The sequence below is a fragment of the Micromonospora sp. PRAS1 genome, assembly GCF_059553435.1.
The window spans coordinates 1-17,835 of sequence record NZ_JCANNB010000065.1 but is presented as its reverse complement, the minus strand read 5'-3'; the positions used below and the strand labels follow the sequence as shown (position 1 = coordinate 17,835).

The window sequence follows — 17,835 nt, the reverse complement described above, 5'->3', positions numbered from 1 at the left end:
ACTCGGCCGGCCGGTGGCGTGGTGGGGACAACCATGATTCAGGAGGGTCGATGAGCACGTGCGAACAGGTGGTGGACAGCCCTGCGGGCTGGGTCGCCGAACACATCAACCGGTACGTGGAGACGACGGTGCCGATGGGCACGAATGGCAACCGGGCGCGTTCAAGCTGCTGTTGACCACCAGTGGCCGGCGCAGCGGCCAACTACGGCGTACCGCGCTGATCTACGGCCGGGACGGCGACGCGTACCTGGTGGTCGCCTCCCAGGGCGGGGACCCCCGGCACCCGGCCTGGTACCTCAACCTGCTGGCCGAGCCCGAGGTGCAGGTGCAGGTCGGCGCCGACCGGTTCACCGCGCGGGCGCGGACCGCCACGGCGCAGGAGCGCGCCCGGCTGTGGCCCACCATGGCCAGCATCTGGCCGGCGTACGACGACTACCAGGCCAAGACGGACCGGGAGATTCCCGTGGTGCTGTTGGATCGGGTCTGACCTGCTGCTCGACGTCCGTGAGCGTCTTCCTGGCGGCGGTAACGGGGTGGCCGGCGTCGGAAGACTGCGGCAGACTGCCAGGACCGTCCGCGCTCGCCGCCGGGCGGGGAAGTGACACGGGGAGGACAAATGCCCGCCTTCGCACTGGCCCATCTGCACAATCCGCAGGTCAACGAGGACATCGTCAACTATCTGGAGCGGATCCAGGCCACCCTCGAACCGTTCGGAGGGCGGTTCCTGACGCACGGGCCGGAGGTGACGGTGCTGGAGGGTGACTGGCCCGGCAGCCTGGTCATCCTCGAGTTCCCCGACCGAGAGCAGGCGCTGGCCTGGTACGAGTCACCCGCCTACCAGGAGATCCTGCCGTTGCGTACCCGGCACATCAGCGGCTCCGCGATCATCTTCGACGGGGTTCCGCCGGGCTACGACCCGAGCCAGAAGGTGGCGGCGTTGCGGGCCCAGCCGGCCGATTGAGTCACCGCCAGCGACCGGGAGTCACCGCCAGCGACCGGGAGCCACCGATCGCGCGGGGCGGGCGTCTCCGATCGCGGGGGGCGGCCGAGGCACCGAAAGCCCGCTGCTCTACCCGGTTTCGGCGCCGATATTCCGGTCAATTTGATTGGCGGCGGTCTATTTGACGAATGCCCTGGTAGGGGGCACCGTGGGCAGTGCAGGGGCGCGGAGCCGCCCCGATCTGACGGTGGTCCACCGCCGCTTGGGTGGGCCGATTCCGGTCCCAGGAGACCGCGACCCGGGCGTGCGTACCCGGAGCCGACCTAATCCACGAGGAGTCCCCACCATGCTCACGATGACCGACAACGCCGTTCTGGTGATCCGTGACCTCGCCGCACAGCAGGACGTCGCCGAGGGCGGCGGCGTACGCATCGCCGCGGACACGGTGGCCGGGTCGCTCACCGTCGAGTTGGTCGCCGCGCCGACCGAGGGCGACCAGGTGGTCGACAACCAGGGTGCCCGGATCTTCCTCGATTCCGACGCCGCCGACCTGCTCGGCGACGCCGCGGTCGACGCGACCGTGGACGACGAGGGCATCGTGCAGTTCGGCTTCACCGAGAAGCAGTGAACCGACCGCGACCGGGAGGCAGGGACGCCACCGGCGGGCGGTGACCGCTACCGGCGGGCGGTGACCGCCACCGGGAGGCGGTGACCGCCACCGGGAGGCGGTGACCGCCACCGGGAGGCGGTGACCGCTACCGGCGGGCGGTGACCGGCGGTGCCGGGATGAGCCTGCCGCCGTTCAGCCGGTGACCCTTCGCCGCGGCGCACGGCCGCGTCGCGACGGCGCCGGGACGGGTGGCCGGGCCGGATCGCGGGCCGGCCGGCGCAGCGCGTCGAGCACGTGCGCCAGATGGTGCGAGGTGCTCCAGGCGATCCAGTTGGTCGTCGAACCGGCTCCGGCCACCCGCCGGGCCCGGCGCAGGATCTCGTGGTCGCCCCAGGAGAGACTCGCCCCGGCCGGCGGCCAGTGCGGTGCCGACACCAGGGTGCGACACAGGTCGGTCACCCGCTCGTCGCCCCGCCCGCCCCGGCGGGACCAGCGGTAGACCCACCAGGCACCGTCGGCCGTGTACGGGACGGTGGGCAGCCGGTCACCACCCGGTTCCACGCCGGGCGTCGCCGGGGTTACGCCGTAGTCGCCGAAGCCCACGCCCAGGTCGGCCAGCCGCAGCCAGAGCAACCAGTCCCAGCGGTCCAGCCGGACCGGCTCGTCGGTGGGCAGCCGGTACAGCGTCGGCGGCATGCCGCCGGCCACCACGCTCACCGAGCGCCACGCGTGCCGGCGGGCCCAGTCCAGCACCCGCCGGGCCCGGGGTTCGGTCGCCCGTACGTCCGCCGGGCAGCACACGTCACCACAGTCGACGAGCAGGTCGCACTGTTCGGGTGCCAGCCGGGCGTACCGCCAGATCCGCTCCACGGCCGTGGTGGTCGCGTCGGGACCGGCCCGGTCCTGGGCGATCCGCAGCCGCACGACAGCCCGGCCGGTACAGGCCCGGGCGGCGGCACCATGCGCCACCAACCGCCGGTCACCGTCCGCCAACCCGATCACCGGCAGCATCGGTACGCCCCACCGGGCCGGCTCGATCTCCGCCAGGTCGGGGCGACCGTCGATGTCGACGGCCGGTACCAGCCCGGACGGCAACCGTCCGATGGCGTCCACGATGGAACGATCCACTACGGAGAGTTGAAGGATCGGGGCGATCGTCGGGGCGAGGGCGGCGTCGAGGTGGCCGAGCGCCTCCAGCTCGCCCCGTCGCGCGGCGAGGACGGGGCGGTAGAGCACCTCCGCCGCCCGGCCCTCGCAGCCAGGCATCATAATTCAGAGTAGCCAGCTCATCACGCAGCTCACAGGGCGGGCCACCGAAACAACCCGGACGAGCGCCCGCGCGGTCGACTACCGTCAGCGGATGCCTGATGTCCCGACCCGTTACCGGTCCCCGGACGAGGACAGCGCCCGCTGGCAGGGCTTCACCCGTCGTCCCGGCGACATCGTGATCAGCACTCGATCCAAGAGCGGGACCACCTGGATGCAGATGATCTGCGCCCTGCTGGTGCTGCGTACGCCCGATCTGCCGGCGCCACTGGCCGAGCTGTCGCCCTGGCTGGACTGGCTGACCGAGCCGGCGGAGACGGTGTACGCCAGGCTGGCCGCCCAGCGGCACCGCCGCTTCATCAAGACCCACACCCCGCTGGACGGCGTACCGCTCGATCCTCGGGTGCACTACATCGTGGTGGCCCGGCATCCGTTGGACCTCGCGGTATCGCTGCACCAGCAGAGCGCGAACCTGGACCGGGCCCGCATCGCCGCGCTTACCGGCCAACCTGCGGCACCGGAGCCGAACCGGCCCCGGCCCTCGGCGCGGGAGGCGCTCGTACGCTGGATCGACGCGGACCCGGATCCGCACGCGGCACTGGATTCGCTGCCCGGTGTCCTGTGGCACCTGCGCGACGCCTGGTCCCGACGGCACGAGCCGAACGTCCACCTCGTCCACTACGACGACCTCTGTGCCGACCTGGCCGGGCAGATGCACCGGCTGGCCGGGTTGCTGGAACTCGACCCACCCGGTCCCGAACTGGTCGAGTCCGCCACCTTCGACCGGATGCGGGCCCGCGCGGACCAGCTCGCGCCGGATCCGGTGGGTGTCCTCAAGGACCGGCGGGCCTTCTTCCGTACCGGCCGGTCCGGTGCGGGCAACGCCCTGCTCGACGAAGCGACCCGGGCCCGTTACCGGACCCGGGTCGCCGCGCTGGCGCAACCGGACCTGCTCGCCTGGCTGCACCGCGACCACTGACTCGGTCAGTCGTCGTCCCGGTCGTCATCGTCATCGTCATCGTCGTCGTCGACCGGCTCCTGCTCGGCCTTGACCACCGAGCCGTTCTCCCGGTCGATGTCGACCTCGTGCTCGGTGTCGCCCCGGACGATCTCGACCTCCCACACCGGCCGGCCGTTCTCCTGGTCGCGGTCGACCTCGGTGACCTGACCGCCACCGACGTGCGCCAGCGCGATCTCACCGGCCCGTTCCAGGCTCACCGCGTCCGACCCGGTGGCCGGCGCGCCGGTGCCGGTCGGGCTCGCCGGGTCGCTCGGGGTGGTCGTGCCGGTCGGGTCGGCCGGCGTGGCCGTGGTGCTGCTGTCGTCCGGCGTGGCCGGGGTGACCGGGACGCCCTCGGTCGTCGGCGCGCTGGTCGCGGCGGTCAGCGTCGCCTGCTGCGCCCGGTCGTTGTCGGCCGCCGTCACGCCCAGGAATACCCCGGCCGCCGCCAGCACCGCTGCCGCACCGCCGACCGACGCCAGGAGCAGAGGGTTGCGCCTCATCGTCTTCCACCTTTCCTCGGTTGTTGCATCGAGGATCGGTTCCGGCGCGATAGCGGCGCGCTGTCCGAACACTAATGCCCGGTTAAGGGTGACCGGCAACAGGCCGGTCTTGCTGAGTCGCCCGGCCGAGCCGGAGGAGCACCTCGGCCCCTCCGCCCGCCCGCTCGCCCAGCTCAAGCCGGCCGCCGCTGGCCTGGGCCGCCCGGCGGGCGATGTCCAGCCCGAGACCGGTGGAGCCGGCCTGGCTGGCACCCCGACGCACCGATTCGGCCGCGATGCCGGGGCCCTCGTCGGCGACGGTGAGCGTGACGTGGTCGCCGGTGGGCGCGAGTCGTACGGCGAAGGCGGTGCCGTCCGGGGTGTGCGCGAAGACGTTGCCCAGCAGGGCGTCCACCGCCGCCGCCAACTCGTCGGCCGGTACCGCCACCGGCAGTGGCCCCGGTGCCAGCTCCAGCTCGACCGAGCGGCCGGTCTCCTCGGCCAGCACCGACCAGAACGCCACCCGCTCGGCCACCGTCGCCGCCGCGTCGGTGGCCACCGCGCCGTCGGTGGGGGTGCGCCAGCGGGCCTGCTGGATCAGGCCGGTGACGGCCCGCTCCAGCCGGTCCACGGCGTCGGTGACCCGGGTGGCGTCCTGCGGATCACGTAGCGACTCCGCCTCCAGGCGCAGCGCGGTAAGCGGGGTCCGCAGCCGGTGCGACAGGTCGGCCACCTGCTCCCGTTCCTGCACCAGCAGTTCCTGGATCCGACCCGCCAGATGGTTGAGCGCGCCGCCCACCTCGCGTAGCTCCGCCGGACCCGTCGGGCGCACCCGGGCGTCCAGCTCGGCGTTGGCCAGCCGGTGCGACACCGCCGACAGCTCGCTGATCGGGCGGACCAGGGTGCGGGCCAGCCGGTCGGCCACGACCAGGCCGATCAGCACCAGCAACACCCCGAGCAGGGCCAGCACCAGCCAGGTCCGGCCCACCCCGGCGGTCATCTCGGCGTACGGCACGACGGTGCGGATCACCGCCGTGCCCTCGGGGTGGCCCTGTACCGCGATCACCACCTCCCGGCCCTCGGCCGACTCTGCGGTGAGGCTTTCCCCGCGCGCGGCCAGTTCCACAGTCGCCGTACGGGGACTGGGTGAGCCGAGTACGGTGCCGTCGGGCAGGAAGACGCTTACCGGCCTGCCGGACTCGGCGGCGCGCTGCTCGACGGCGAGCCGGATGGTGTCCGCGTCGGCGGTACCGACTACCGGGGCGAGGCTCTGCGCGTCCGCGGTGGCCCGTACGGTCGCCCGGTCCTCGGCCGTGGTACGCAGCAGCAGAGCCAGCGGGACCAGGAAGGCGATCACGATGAGCACGCTGACCGCGGCGACCAGCAGCGTCAGGCGGGCCCTCATCCGGTGGCCTCCGGGGCGACCAGGCGCACCCCGACCCCGCGTACGGTGTGCAGGTAACGCGGCTGCTGTGCGCTCTCGCCGAGCTTGCGGCGCAGCCAGGACAGGTGCACGTCGACGGTCTTGTCCGCGCCGCCGTACGGGATCTGCCACACCTCGGTCAGCAGTTCCCGCTTCGTCACCACCTCACCGGCGCGGGTGGCCAGGTGCCGGAGCAGGTCGAACTCGCGGGGGGTCAGCTCGACCGGTTCACCGTCGAGGCTGACCTGGCGCGACCGGGGGTCGATCCGCAGCCCGCCGATGACCAGGGTGGGATCCTCGTCGGCAGCTCCGCCCGGCCCGCGCCGCAGCACCGCCCGGATCCGGGCGTCCAGTTGGGCGGCGGTGAACGGTTTGACCACGTAGTCGTCGGCTCCGGCGTCGAGCACCCGGACGATCTCCGTCTCGTCGTCCCGGGCGGTGGCGACGATTACCGGCACCGCGCTGACCGCCCGCAGCATCCGCAGCAGTTCGCGGCCGTCGAGGTCGGGCAGCCCGAGGTCGAGCACGACCAGGTCGGGCCGGTCGTCGAGCGCGTCGCGCAGGCCGGTCATCGCGGTGGACGCCGCCGCCACCGCGTGCCCGCGTTCGCGCAGCGCCCGCACCAGCGGCGTACGGATGGTGAGGTCGTCCTCGATCAGCAGCAGGCGGGCCACAGCAGGCAGGGTAGCTCCGGCCGGTGCCGACCTCGACCCACGACGGCCCTCCTACGCTGCTTTAGCGTTGCCCGAAGGTCGCCTTAACCATGGATCGGGCATAGTCGGGTGATGGGTCGCCGTACCTTCCTCGCCGTCGCCGGGTGGCTGGCCACCGCGCTCGTCGCCACGCTGATCGGGCTCGCCGCCATCCAGGTGGTGGGGGAGAGCCTGACCGGGACCCCTGGCGGCGTACGCACCCAGGAGGAGGTCGCCCGTGCACTGGCCGAGCCACCGGCGACCGTGCCGGCCAGTCCGACGGCCGGCTCCCCGCCGCCGACGGAGCCGGGCGGGCAGAGCCCGACGGTGCCGGCGAGCCCGAGCCCCGAGGCGGCGAACCGGCGCAGCTTCAGCACCCCGGGTGGCAGCGCCATCGCGGTGTGCGTGCCGGGCGGAGTGTGGCTGGAGGTCTGGTCGCCAGGGCAGGGCTACCGGGTCGACGACGTCGACCGTGGTCCCGACGACGACGCCGAGGTGAAGTTCGTCGGACCGAGCGGCACCTACGAGCTGTCGGTGCGGTGCGCGGGCGGGGTGCCGGTGCTGGAGCCGGACGACGACTGAGCGCGCGGCGCCGTTCCACCCGAGGGTAGGAACGTCGCCGCGCTCGGCCGTCTCCCACCGCCGCAGCCGTACGGCGGTACGTCAGCGGGGACCTGGCATGACCGGCGCTGCCGGTCGGTCCTGTCGATCCCCGTTCGGCGTGCTGGCAAACCCTCGAACCGTGGCTGATTCCACCATTTGCGAGTCCCGGCGTGTGCCGCCCCGCAACGGGGTATGTGCGGGGCATGGAGCACTTCACTATCGCGACTGTCGCCGAGAAGAGCCCGGATTTCCGCCGCGTGCTGTGGACCGGGAAGAACACCCAACTCGTGATCATGACGATTCCGCCGGGAGGTGAGATCGGCGAGGAGGTGCACGAGGGCATCGACCAGATCCTCACCTTCGTCAGCGGCACCGGGGAGGCCCGGGTCGCAGGCGAGAAGCGTGAGGTGGTGCAGGGGGACCTGGTGGTGGTACCCGCCGGCACCAAGCACAACTTCGTAAACACCGGACCGAATCCGCTTGTGCTCTACACGGTCTACGGCCCGCCGGAGCACGCCGACCAGGCGGTGCACCGCACCAAGGAGGAGGCCGACAAGGCCGAAGCCGCCGGCCAAGACGAACCCCCCACCCCCTAACCCACCACCCGTCCCCACCCGCCCCGCCCCGCCCGCCCCGTCGATCATGCACCTTTGGTCGCCGTTACGTCGCTTTTGTGCCGTATGTGACGACACAAAGTGCAAGATCGACGGAGGTGGGGGGTGGGGATCGGGGTATCCGGGGCGGATGGAGCAGGGGGCAATCTCCGATTACGGATTTCTGTCCGACTGCCGCTCCGCCGCGCTTGTCGGCCGGAACGGCTCGATCGACTGGTGGTGCCCGAGCCGCTTCGACTCGCCGTCGGTCTTCGCCCGGCTGCTCGACCCGGACGGCGGCCACTGGCAGCTCGCACCGGTCGCCACCGGGCACCGGGTGCAGCGGTCGTACCAGCCGGACACGCTGGTGCTGCGTACGGTGCACCACACCCCGGAGGGCAGCGTCGCGGTCACCGACGCGCTCGCCGCGGAACATGGTGCCCGGGCACACCAGCTCGGCATGCACTCGCCGGCCGTACTGCTGCGGGTGGTGGAGGGACTCTCCGGCCGGGTACGGATGGCCGTGGATTTCCGCCCCCGACCGGAGTACGGCCTGCTCACCCCGTACCTGCGGGAACGGGATGACGGTTCCGTGCTGGCCAGCGGCGGCCCGGTCGCGCTGGTGCTGCGCTGCGACGGGCTGCGGTTGCGCGTCGACGAGGACCGGGTGCGGCAGAGCTTCGAGGTCGCCGCGGGACAGGTGATCGGCTTCGACCTCGCGTACGGTGCCGCCTATGGTGCTTCGCCGGTCCGGCTGGACCCGGTGGCGAGCGTCGCCGACACCGTGCGGGCCTGGCAGGCGTTCCGCGAGAGTCACCACTACGACGGCCGGCACGCCGAGGTGGTCCGGCAGAGCGCGACAGTACTCACCGGCTTGACGTACGCCCGCAGCGGCGCGGTCGCCGCGGCACCCACCACGTCCCTGCCGGAGGTGCCCGGCGGTGACCGCAACTACGACTACCGCTTCTCCTGGCTACGCGACTTCGCCATGACCATGCGGGCGCTCTGGGTGGCGGCCTGCCCGGACGAGGCGTCCCGGCTCTTCGCCTGGGCGTCCTACTCCACGGGCCGGATCGGCGACGAGCCGGTGCCGGTGCTGTTCGGGCTGGAAGGGGAGCGGGACGTCTCCGAGCACGTCTGCGCCAACCTGGCCGGCTACGCCGACAGCCAGCCGGTACGCATCGGCAACGACGCCTGGCAGCAGCGGCAGCTGGACGTGCCCGGCGAGGTCGTCTCGGCGATCTGGCGGCTGCGCGACTATCTCGGTGACCAGTTCGGCGCGGAGCTGGGTGAGCTGGTGCTCGGGCTCACCGAGCAGGTGGCCGCCACCTGGCAGCTGCCGGACCGGGGCATCTGGGAGCCCCGGGACCGTGAACGGCACTACCTCTCCTCCAAGGTGCTCTGCTGGGTGGCGATGGACCGGGCGGTGCGGCTGGCCCCGCGCCTGGGCGAACGGGCGGATGCCCGGCGCTGGGCGGGCATCCGGGACGAGATCCGGGCCACCGTGCTTCGCGAGGGGTACGACGAGCGCCGCGGCGCGTACACCGGTGCCTTCGGCTCGGGCGAGTTGGACGCCGCGGCGCTGTACCTGCCGGTGGTGGGTTTCCTGCCGGCGGACGACCCGCGGATGCGGGCGACGATCGAGGCGGTCGAGCGGGAGCTGGGCGCGGGCACTGGGCTGATCCGCCGCTGGGCCGACGACCCGGCCGGCTTCCTACTCTGCTCGTTCTGGCTGGTGGAGTGCCTGGTGCTGGCGGGTGAGCGGGAGCGGGCCGAGCGGCTGTTCGCAGAGGTGGCCGGGCACGCCAACGATGTCGGGCTGCTCAGCGAGCAGATCGACCCGAGCACCGGGGCGCACCTGGGCAACACCCCGCAGGCGTTGTCGCACATCGGCCTGATCAACGCCGCCTGGCGGCTCACCGACCCCACAGGTGACTAGCTACCCGGGTTTCGGCGCGGGTCTCAGGTTCACTCCGCTGCCCAGACGCCGGTGGCAGCGGTTTCCTTGGCATAGTCGGCGAAGTCCCGGGGTCGCCGGCCCAGGGCGCGCTGAACCCCGTCGGCAAGCTGGGCGTTGCGCCCGTCGAGCACGGTCGTGAACAGGTACATCAGCAAGTCGACGACCTCCTGCGGGACGCCGCTGGCGGTGAGCGCATCCGCGTAGTCCTCAGGCGACACCTGGACGAACCCGATCCTCCGGCCCGTTGCCGCGGAGATTTCGCCGATCGCCTCGACGAAGGTGAGCAGCCGGGGCCCGGTCAGCTCGTAGACCTGCCCCGCGTGCCCGTCCTCGGTCAAGGCCGTCACCGCCACCTCGGCGATGTCGTCGGCGTCCACGAACGGCTCGGGCACGTTGCCAACCGGGAGAACGACCTCGCCGTCGCGCACCGGCTCCAGCAGATAGTCCTCGCTGAAGTTCTGGCTGAACCAGCTGGACCGCAGGATCGTCCACTCGACCCCAGCGGACTGGATGAGCTTCTCGCTGGCCCGGGCCTCCTCCTCGCCCCGGCCGGAGAGCAGCACCAGCCGGGAGACCCCGGAGGCCACCGCAAGCTCGGCGAAGGTGCCGACCGCCTCGGGTGCACCCGGCACGGCCAGGTCCGGGTAGTAGGACACGTAGACCGTTCCGATGCCCTCAAGCACCGGCGCCCAGGTCGCCCGGTCCGTCCAGTCGAAGGGCGGCCCGGCAGAGCGGGAACCGGCCCGAACGGGCACTCCGCTCCCGCTCAGCCGCTTCATGATGCGGCGGCCGGTCTTGCCGGTTCCGCCGAGGACCAGGATCGTCTTCTGCTCTCGTTCGTTCGTCATACCGATCATTGAAGTGCGGCAACGTGAGACTGCACATAGCCAAAGCCCTCACCTTTGTGTGTAATCGTCTACATGGACGCGGTAGTCAGCCTCCTGGACCGCCCTCGAGCCCAGCGAGCGTTCCTGCTCCGTTCGGTCCTGACCCCGCCCTGGTCGCTGCGGATCGAGGACCAGGCGCCGCTCACCCTGGTGGCGCTGGTTCGGGGTGACGCCTGGGTCGTGCCAGACGACAGTGCGGCCGTACGCCTCAGGCCAGGCGATCTGGCGATCGTTCGCGGCCCCGACCCGTACACCGTCGCCGACGAGCCGGGCACGGCATCGCAGGTCATCATTCATCCAGGCCAGCTCTGCACCACCCCGGACGGGCAGGAACTGCCCGGGATGACGGAGCTGGGCGTACGCACTTGGGGCCACCGCCCAGACGGCCCGACAATGCTGCTCACCGGCACCTACACGATGCAGGGCGAGGTCAGCAAGCGGCTCCTGAGCGCATTGCCGCCGCTACTGGTCGTCCCGGGCGACTCCTGGAACTCCCCCTTGGTTCCGCTGCTGGCCACCGAGATCGTCAAGGACGCCCCCGGCCAGGAAGCGGTCCTCGACCGGCTGCTCGACCTGCTGCTCATCGCCGCGCTACGCGAGTGGTTCGCCCGACCGGAGGCCAAAGCCCCCGCCTGGTACAGGGCGCACAGCGATCCCGTCGTCGGCCGGGCCCTCCAGATGCTCCACAACGATCCGGCCCAGCCCTGGACCGTCGCGTCGCTGGCCGCCAAGACCGGGGTCTCCCGGGCGGCGCTGGCCCGCCGCTTCACCGCGCTGGTCGGCGAACCGCCCATGTCGTATCTCACCGAGTGGCGGCTGGCCCTGGCAGCCGACCTGCTCCGCGAGCCGGACGCCACAGTCGGCGCCGTCGCCCGGCAAGTCGGCTACAGCAGCTCCTTCGCCCTGAGCGCGGCCTTCAAACGCATCCGCGGCGTCAGCCCGCGGGAACACCGCCTGGCCGCCCGAACGTAGCGCTCCAACGGTGTCGAGAACGAAACCGCCGACACCCCGGGTGCCCCAGGCCCCGGGGCGTCGCGCGTGGTCGTCGACGCCGATCTGGGCGTCGTACCTCGGTGCCCGCAACATCGAGGTCCAGCCCTCGCCGAGAGTGGTCACGCAGGCCGGGTCGGTCACCGGCAGCAGTTCCCGGTAGCGCCACGGGTCGGCCGGGCGCAGCCCGAACCGCTCCGGCTCGACCCTGCCGGCCACCGCCCCGAGGTCGGAGCGGGCCAGCAGCGGGGAACCGCACCCACAGAGGTTCTGCGGTACGCCGGCGTCGTGCTCCCGTCCGCAGCGCGGGCACTCGAGATGGTCAGGTACACACCCGCATGGTCCGGCAGGACGGGGCGGCGCGCGGCCCGGCGCGGCCCCGCCCCCGGGCACCGTGCGGCGGCAGGTCGTCCCCTCGGTGCGGGCATGGCGACGGTGATCGGGGGTAGAACGGTCCGTATGGACCACGCTGACCACCCCGTCGCCGTTCTCCCCGGCGACGTCCGGATTCCGCTGCTCGGCTTCGGCACCTGGCAGGCCACCGGCGAGGCCGGTTTCAAGGCCGTGCTGGCCGCGCTGGACGCGGGCTACCGGCACATCGACACCGCCACCATGTACGGCAACGAGGAGGAGGTGGGTCGGGCGGTACGGGAGAGCGGGGTGCGCCGGAAGGACGTCTTCATCACCACCAAGCTGCCGCCGGAGCGGGTCGGCCGGGAACGGGAGACGATCGAGGAGAGCCTGCGCGCCCTCGGCGTCGACCACGTCGACCTGTGGCTGATGCACTGGCCGCCGGCCGACCCGGGTGACCTGATCCCGGCCTGGCGGGAGATGCTCGCCGTACGCGAGGCGGGGCTGGCCCGAGCGGTCGGGGTGAGCAACTTCAGCACCGGGCAGATCGACGAACTGATCCAGTCGACCGAGGAGAACCCGGCAGTCAACCAGATCAAGTGGAGCCCGCAGCTGTACGACCGGCAGCGGCACGCCGAGCACCGGGACCGTGGGGTCGTGCTGGAGGGTTACAGCCCGTTCAAGGCCGCCGACCTGTCCGACCCGGTGCTGACCCGGATCGCCGGCGCGCACAACGTCTCGCCCGCGCAGGTGGTGCTGCGTTGGCACATCGACCACGAGATCGTGGTCATTCCCAAGTCGGTCACGCCCGAGCGGATCCGGGCCAACGCCGACGTCTTCGGCTTCTCGCTGACCGCCGAGGAGATCCGCGACATCGACGCCCTCGGCAAGGGCTGAGCAGCAGTCGTCAGGTGGCGGCCCAGGTGCGGTTGTCGGTCACCCGGCGGGCGGCGGTTCGTGATGCGCCCAGCGGTGCAGGGCGTACCGACGTCCCTTGTCCTCGACGAACACCGACTCGTCTCCGGTCTCCCGGTAGCCGGCCGCGCGGGCCACGGCCACGCTGCCGGCGTTGTCCTCCTCGATCTCCAGGTACACGGTGGGCAGGCCGACCACCTCGTGGGCGTACGCGGTGAGCAGTCGCAGCGCCCGGCTGGCCAGCCCCCGGCCCCGGTACGCCGGCCCGACCGCGTAGCCGATGGTGCCGGCGGCGAGGTTGAGCATCACCTCGCCACGGGCCAGGTCGTCGTCGCCGGTGATGGCGAGGTAGAGCCGGTCGCCGGTCTGCTCCGCCCGTCGTGCCCGGTCCAGGTACGTCTGCGCCGCGACCAGGTCGAAGGGGGCGGCGACCGGCAGGCGGTAGGCCATCTCCGGGTGGTTGAAGACCGCCACCAGTTGCGGCACGTCGCTCTCCGCCCACCGGCGCAGCGTCACCCCGTCACCTTCGAGGCGTACGTCCGCAGGCAGCATCGCCTCAGTATGCCCGCCACCGAGCGCACCCCTCCCGCCGCGCGCCCCTCCGGTTCGGCGCGCCCTCCGGGTTCGGCGCGCCCTCCGGGTTCGGCGCGCCCTCCGGTTCGGCGCGCGTCGATGTTAGGAGGGGCCCCTTCCTATACACGAGGCGTTAGAAAGGGGCCCTTCCTTTCACCTGCAGGCGGTGCCGTTGAGGGTGAAGCTGGTGGGGGAGGAGTAGCTGCCGTTCAGGGTGCCCTGGTAGCCGAAGGTGGCGGTGCCGCCGGGGGCGATCGTGCCGTTGTGGCCGGCGTTGCGGGCGGTCACCGACGAGCCGCTCTGGCTCACCGTGGCGTTCCACGAATTGGTCACCTGCTGCCCGGACGGCAGCGAGTACGCCAGCGTCCAGCCGTTGATCGTGTTCGACCCGGTGTTGGTGATCTGTACGTCGGCGGTGAAGCCGTTGTTCCAGGAGTTGGCGGTGTACCGCACCGCGCACGCGCTGTTGCCCGACGGCGGCGGCGTGGTCGGGTTGCCGGTCGGCGGCGGGTTGTTGCCGCCGCCGTTGACCGAGGCGGAGAAGTTCGTCACCGCCAGGCCGACGCCACCCTGCCAGGGCTCGAATCCGGCCTGGATGCTGGTCAGGTACCAGGAGTTGGTGATCGCGCCCCGGTTGCGGGTGTCGTTGATGAAGGCCAGCAGGTTGAGGTTGGCGCTGCTGATCGCCGACGGGGCCAGGTACGAGATGACGTTGTTGGAGCCGTTGCTGCCCCGCCAGACCTCCCAGTTGCGCCCGTCGATGTTGGCGTTGCCGACCGGTGAGCCGATGGGCTGGATCGGGCCCTGCCGGTTGAGCCAGATCATGATTTCCATCTGGTTCACCCCGTCCCGCTTCGGTGACGGGTCGAGCCAGATGTCGTACGAGGCGTTGTAGGTGGCCCCGCTGACGTACCGGTAGTTGATGCTGCTGGTAGCGCTGCTGATCTGGCTCACCTGGATCGGCAGGTTGGTGCCGGGGGAGCAGTTCGTGTAGTGGCAGCCGAGGAAGACCGACGGGTACGCGGTCGGCGCGCCGTTGGTCGGGCTGCTGCCGTTCTGGGTGGTGATCTCGAAGCCGCTGCTGGTGACGTTGATGCACTGCTGGGCGGTGGTGCCCCAACGGTTGTTCTGCACCACGTACCGGTTCTGGATCACGGTGCTGCCGTACTGCTCGCAGATCTGGGTGTCGGCGGAGGCGGTGCCGCCGAAGGCCACGGCGACGATCGAGCCGGCGGCGAGCAGGCCGGCGGCCGCGATGGCCCGCAGGGTACGTCTCATGATGCTCCTTACGCTGCGGCGTCACCTGGACGCCGGGACGGGTTGCGGACGGAGCGGTCGGAAACGCCCGTCGGCTGCGGTGGGGTCCGGGAGCGCTCCCATGCTCATCGTCACATTTACATGTGTGAAACAACGATCGCAACCGACGCGGGGAAATGCGGGGAAATGTGACAGATGCCGCGCTCCGGCCGCCTCTGGCGTGCGTCGATTGCGCCGAGTAGTGTCTTGCCTTCAACGCGTGCCGAATCCCCTCCCGGAGGCGTACACCCCCATGCGTGGCTCCCCCCTGCGCATTCTCGTCGTCGGCGCGGGCATCGCCGGTCTGGCCGTGGCCCGGGCCCTGCGTCTCGCGGGCTTCCGCCCGGACGTCACCGACAAGGCACCGCCCGGCGAGGTCGCCGATGCCGGCCTCTACCTGCCGGGCAACGCGGCCCGAGCGCTGCGCCGGCTGGACCTCGACGGTCCGGTACGCCCGTACGGGCAGGTCATCCACGCGCAGCGCTTCCTGGACGCGGCCGGTGTGCCGCTCTGCGAGGTCGACCTCGACGTGCTCTGGGCCGGGGTCGGTGAATGCCGCGCGCTGGCCCGCTCCGACCTGCACCGGGTGCTGCTCAGCGGGGCCGGCGGGGCGGTCCGGCACGGTGCCGAGGTACGCACCATCGACCTGCTGCCGGCCACCGTCGGTGTCACCTTCGTCGACGGCACCCAGACCGAGTACGACCTGGTGATCGGCGCCGACGGGCCCCGGTCGTCGATCCGGGCGCTGGCCGCGCTCGGTGGTCCACCCCGCCCCGCCGGTCAGGTGGTCTACCGCGGTGTGGTGCGCCACGGCCCGGCGGTCGACGAGTGGACCGCGCTGCTCGGGTTGCGCAGCGGCTTCCTCGTGGTGCCGATCGGCGGCGGTCGGCTGCACTACTACGCGGACGAGGCGGGCACCGAGCCGCCGACCGATCCGCGGGCCCGGCTGCGCGAACTCTTCGGCGGCTACGGCGGGCCGGTGCCGGAGGTGCTCGACGCGCTCGACGCGGTGCACGTCACCACGACCGACGAGGTCGAACTGGGCCGCTGGTACCGGGGCCGGGTGCTGCTGGTCGGCGACGCCGCGCACGCCACCGCGCCGACCCTGGCCCAGGGCGCCGCGATGGCCCTGGAGGACGCGGTGGTGCTCGCCGAGTCGCTGAGCGCCGCGAGCAGCGTGGAGGCGGCGCTTACCGCGTACGAGAGTCGCCGCCGGCCGCGTACCCGATGGGTGCGGGACCGGACCCGGGACCGCGACCGGACCCGAGACGTACCGCCGGCGCTACGCGATCCGCTGTTGCGCGGACGGGGCGGGCGGATCTTCGGCGAGCACTACCGGCTGCTCCTCGGTCCGCTGTGATCCACGCCTGGTGACCCCACGCGGCGCTCCCACCTGCCGGGGACTATCCTCCTTGCGGATGACGGCCCGCAGAGACAACGCGTGCCGAGCGGGACAACCCAGAACCGGAGGCCACTCGTGACCACCGTCGCACCCAAGCCGGTCGTGACCCGGCCCTGGCCGGTCCACGAGCCGGTCAAGGGGTCGGCCATCGCACGGCTGTTGCGAACCACGGACGCGAAGCAAATCGGGATCATGTACATGGTCACCGCGTTCGTGTTCTTCATGATCGGTGGCGTGATGGCCCTGATCATGCGGGCCGAACTGGCCCGGCCCGGGCTGCAGTTCCTGTCGGCTGAGCAGTACAACCAGCTGTTCACCATGCACGGCACGATCATGCTGCTGTTCTTCGCGACGCCCATCGTGTTCGCGTTCGGCAACTACGTCGTGCCGATCCAGATCGGCGCGCCCGACGTCTCGTTCCCGCGGCTGAACAGCTTCGCGTACTGGCTCTACCTGTTCGGTGGCACCATGGCCACCGCCGGCTTCCTCACCCCCGGCGGCGCGGCGGACTTCGGCTGGACCGCGTACACCCCGCTGAGCACCACCGAGCACGCGCCGGGCGTCGGCGCGAACATGTGGGTGGTCGGCCTGGCCATCTCCGGTCTGGGTACGATCCTCGGCGCGGTCAACCTGATCACCACGATCCTGACCCTGCGCGCCCCCGGCATGACCATGTTCCGGATGCCGATCTTCACCTGGAACATGCTGGTCACCAGCCTCCTGGCGATCCTGGTCTTCCCGCTGCTGGCCGCCGCGCTCTTCGCCCTCGCGGCGGACCGGATGCTCGGCGCGCACGTGTACAGCCCGGAGACCGGTGGGCCGATGCTCTGGCAGCACCTGTTCTGGTTCTTCGGCCACCCCGAGGTGTACATCATCGCGCTGCCGTTCTTCGGCATCATCAGCGAGATCATCCCGGTCTTCTCCCGCAAGCCGATCTTCGGCTACAAGGGCCTGGTCGCCGCCACCATCGCCATCGCCGGCCTGTCGATGAGCGTCTGGGCGCACCACATGTTCGCCACCGGTCAGGTGCTGCTGCCGTTCTTCAGCTTCCTGAGTTACCTGATCGCCGTGCCCACCGGGATGAAGTTCTTCAACTGGATCGGCACCATGTGGCGGGGGCAGATCAGCTTCGAGACGCCGATGCTGTTCTCCATCGGCTTCCTGGTCACCTTCCTGCTCGGCGGTCTGACCGGCGTGCTGCTGGCCGCCCCGCCGATCGACTTCCACCTGCACGACTCGTACTTCGTGGTGGCGCACTTCCACTACGTGCTCTTCGGCACCATCGTCTTCGCGGTCTTCGCCGGCATCTACTTCTGGTTCCCGAAGATGTTCGGCCGGATGCTCGACGAGCGACTCGGGAAGATCCACTTCTGGCTGACCATGATCGGCTTCCACACCACCTTCCTGGTGCAGCACTGGCTGGGCAACGAGGGCATGCCCCGGCGGTACGCCGACTACCTGCCCGAAGACGGCTTCACCACGCTGAACATGATCTCCACGATCGGCGCGTTCATCACCGGTATCTCGACGCTGCCGTTCATCTACAACTGCTGGAAGTCGTACAAGGCCGGCCCGGTGGTCGAGGTCGACGACCCGTGGGGTCACGGCAACTCGCTCGAGTGGGCGACCAGCTCGCCGCCGCCGCTGCGCAACTTCGACCGGATGCCCCGGATCCGCTCCGAGCGGCCGGCCTTCGACGCGAAGTTCCCGGAGCTGGCCGCCGGGCGGCAGAGCCTGGCTGGCCCGCCCGAGGGCGGTTCCAAGCCGCTGACCAGCGAGTCCGACGGCGGTGCCAGCTACCAGGAGGACAACTCCAGCGACATCGACCGCCGCTGACCCACCCACCACCCCG

At 71.4% G+C, this 17,835-nt stretch carries 17 protein-coding genes and 1 pseudogene; 11 read left to right on the top strand and 7 right to left on the bottom strand.

The features are described from left to right. The first annotated feature begins 50 nt into the window (after nt 1-50). The 3 genes and pseudogenes from AC507J_RS31540 (at nt 51) to AC507J_RS31530 (ending at nt 1,568) form a co-directional block, all read left to right on the top strand. Nucleotides 51-487, top strand: a pseudogene (locus AC507J_RS31540) (nitroreductase family deazaflavin-dependent oxidoreductase). Nucleotides 488-616: 129 nt separating this feature from the next. After that, nucleotides 617-961: a DUF1330 domain-containing protein gene (locus tag AC507J_RS31535; protein WP_496294097.1), complete on the top strand. Its 345-nt coding sequence runs from the start codon at nt 617-619 to the stop codon at nt 959-961. Between the two features lie 325 nt (nt 962-1,286). After that, nucleotides 1,287-1,568, top strand: a complete 282-nt coding sequence (locus AC507J_RS31530; protein ID WP_496294095.1) for an adhesin — start codon at nt 1,287-1,289, stop codon at nt 1,566-1,568. 174 nt (nt 1,569-1,742) lie between these two features. Here the strand turns inward: AC507J_RS31530 and AC507J_RS31525 are convergent, their stop codons facing one another. Beyond that, on the bottom strand, nt 1,743-2,816 hold the full coding sequence (locus AC507J_RS31525) for a beta family protein (RefSeq protein WP_496294094.1): 1,074 nt from the start codon (nt 2,814-2,816) through the stop codon (nt 1,743-1,745). A 94-nt stretch (nt 2,817-2,910) separates the two neighbouring features. Between AC507J_RS31525 and AC507J_RS31520 the strand changes: the two genes are divergently transcribed. Beyond that, complete coding sequence (locus AC507J_RS31520) at nt 2,911-3,795, top strand: sulfotransferase domain-containing protein (protein WP_496294093.1); 885 nt, start codon at nt 2,911-2,913, stop codon at nt 3,793-3,795. A 5-nt stretch (nt 3,796-3,800) separates the two neighbouring features. Here AC507J_RS31520 and AC507J_RS31515 read toward each other — a convergent pair whose 3' ends face one another. From AC507J_RS31515 to AC507J_RS31505, 3 genes are all read right to left on the bottom strand, one after another. Further along, nucleotides 3,801-4,319, bottom strand: coding sequence for a PepSY domain-containing protein (locus AC507J_RS31515; RefSeq protein WP_496294091.1), 519 nt, complete (start codon nt 4,317-4,319; stop codon nt 3,801-3,803). Nucleotides 4,320-4,401: 82 nt separating this feature from the next. Further along, nucleotides 4,402-5,703: a sensor histidine kinase gene (locus AC507J_RS31510; RefSeq protein WP_496294089.1), complete on the bottom strand. Its 1,302-nt coding sequence runs from the start codon at nt 5,701-5,703 to the stop codon at nt 4,402-4,404. Beyond that, entirely contained in the window at nt 5,700-6,395 is a 696-nt protein-coding gene (locus AC507J_RS31505) for a response regulator transcription factor (protein ID WP_496294087.1), read from the bottom strand. Before AC507J_RS31505 ends, AC507J_RS31510 begins: the two co-directional genes overlap by 4 nt. Nucleotides 6,396-6,506: 111 nt before the next feature. Here AC507J_RS31505 and AC507J_RS31500 point away from each other — a divergent pair, with 111 nt between their 5' ends. The 3 genes from AC507J_RS31500 to AC507J_RS31490 all read left to right on the top strand — a co-directional run bounded on the left by AC507J_RS31500 (nt 6,507) and on the right by AC507J_RS31490 (nt 9,548). Next, nucleotides 6,507-6,995, top strand: coding sequence for a septum formation initiator (locus AC507J_RS31500; RefSeq protein ID WP_496294085.1), 489 nt, complete (start codon nt 6,507-6,509; stop codon nt 6,993-6,995). Between the two features lie 224 nt (nt 6,996-7,219). Continuing rightward, nucleotides 7,220-7,612 carry a cupin domain-containing protein gene (locus tag AC507J_RS31495; RefSeq protein ID WP_496294083.1) on the top strand — a complete coding sequence of 131 codons (393 nt, stop codon included), beginning with the start codon at nt 7,220-7,222 and terminating at the stop codon, nt 7,610-7,612. 148 nt (nt 7,613-7,760) lie between these two features. Next, nucleotides 7,761-9,548, top strand: a complete 1,788-nt coding sequence (locus AC507J_RS31490) for a glycoside hydrolase family 15 protein (protein ID WP_496294081.1) — start codon at nt 7,761-7,763, stop codon at nt 9,546-9,548. A 29-nt stretch (nt 9,549-9,577) separates the two neighbouring features. Here AC507J_RS31490 and AC507J_RS31485 read toward each other — a convergent pair whose 3' ends face one another. Beyond that, on the bottom strand, nt 9,578-10,417 hold the full coding sequence (locus AC507J_RS31485) for a Rossmann-fold NAD(P)-binding domain-containing protein (protein WP_496294079.1): 840 nt from the start codon (nt 10,415-10,417) through the stop codon (nt 9,578-9,580). A gap of 72 nt (nt 10,418-10,489) precedes the next feature. Here AC507J_RS31485 and AC507J_RS31480 point away from each other — a divergent pair, with 72 nt between their 5' ends. Further along, nucleotides 10,490-11,428: an AraC family transcriptional regulator gene (locus AC507J_RS31480; protein ID WP_496294077.1), complete on the top strand. Its 939-nt coding sequence runs from the start codon at nt 10,490-10,492 to the stop codon at nt 11,426-11,428. Nucleotides 11,429-11,905: 477 nt separating this feature from the next. Then, nucleotides 11,906-12,694, top strand: a complete 789-nt coding sequence (locus tag AC507J_RS31475; RefSeq protein ID WP_496294075.1) for an aldo/keto reductase — start codon at nt 11,906-11,908, stop codon at nt 12,692-12,694. Nucleotides 12,695-12,733: 39 nt separating this feature from the next. Here the strand turns inward: AC507J_RS31475 and AC507J_RS31470 are convergent, their stop codons facing one another. Together AC507J_RS31470 and AC507J_RS31465 are read right to left on the bottom strand one after the other, a co-directional pair. Beyond that, nucleotides 12,734-13,264 (bottom strand): GNAT family N-acetyltransferase, encoded by a 531-nt coding sequence (locus AC507J_RS31470; RefSeq protein WP_496294073.1) that lies wholly within the window; start codon nt 13,262-13,264, stop codon nt 12,734-12,736. 174 nt (nt 13,265-13,438) lie between these two features. After that, entirely contained in the window at nt 13,439-14,563 is a 1,125-nt protein-coding gene (locus AC507J_RS31465; protein WP_496294071.1) for a glycoside hydrolase family 12 protein, read from the bottom strand. A 271-nt stretch (nt 14,564-14,834) separates the two neighbouring features. On the opposite strand from AC507J_RS31465, the gene AC507J_RS31460 reads away from it, so the two are divergent. After that, entirely contained in the window at nt 14,835-15,941 is a 1,107-nt protein-coding gene (locus AC507J_RS31460) for an FAD-dependent monooxygenase (protein ID WP_496294099.1), read from the top strand. A 117-nt stretch (nt 15,942-16,058) separates the two neighbouring features. Beyond that, nucleotides 16,059-17,819: an aa3-type cytochrome oxidase subunit I gene (gene ctaD / locus AC507J_RS31455; protein ID WP_496294069.1), complete on the top strand. Its 1,761-nt coding sequence runs from the start codon at nt 16,059-16,061 to the stop codon at nt 17,817-17,819. Nucleotides 17,820-17,835: the final 16 nt, after the last annotated feature.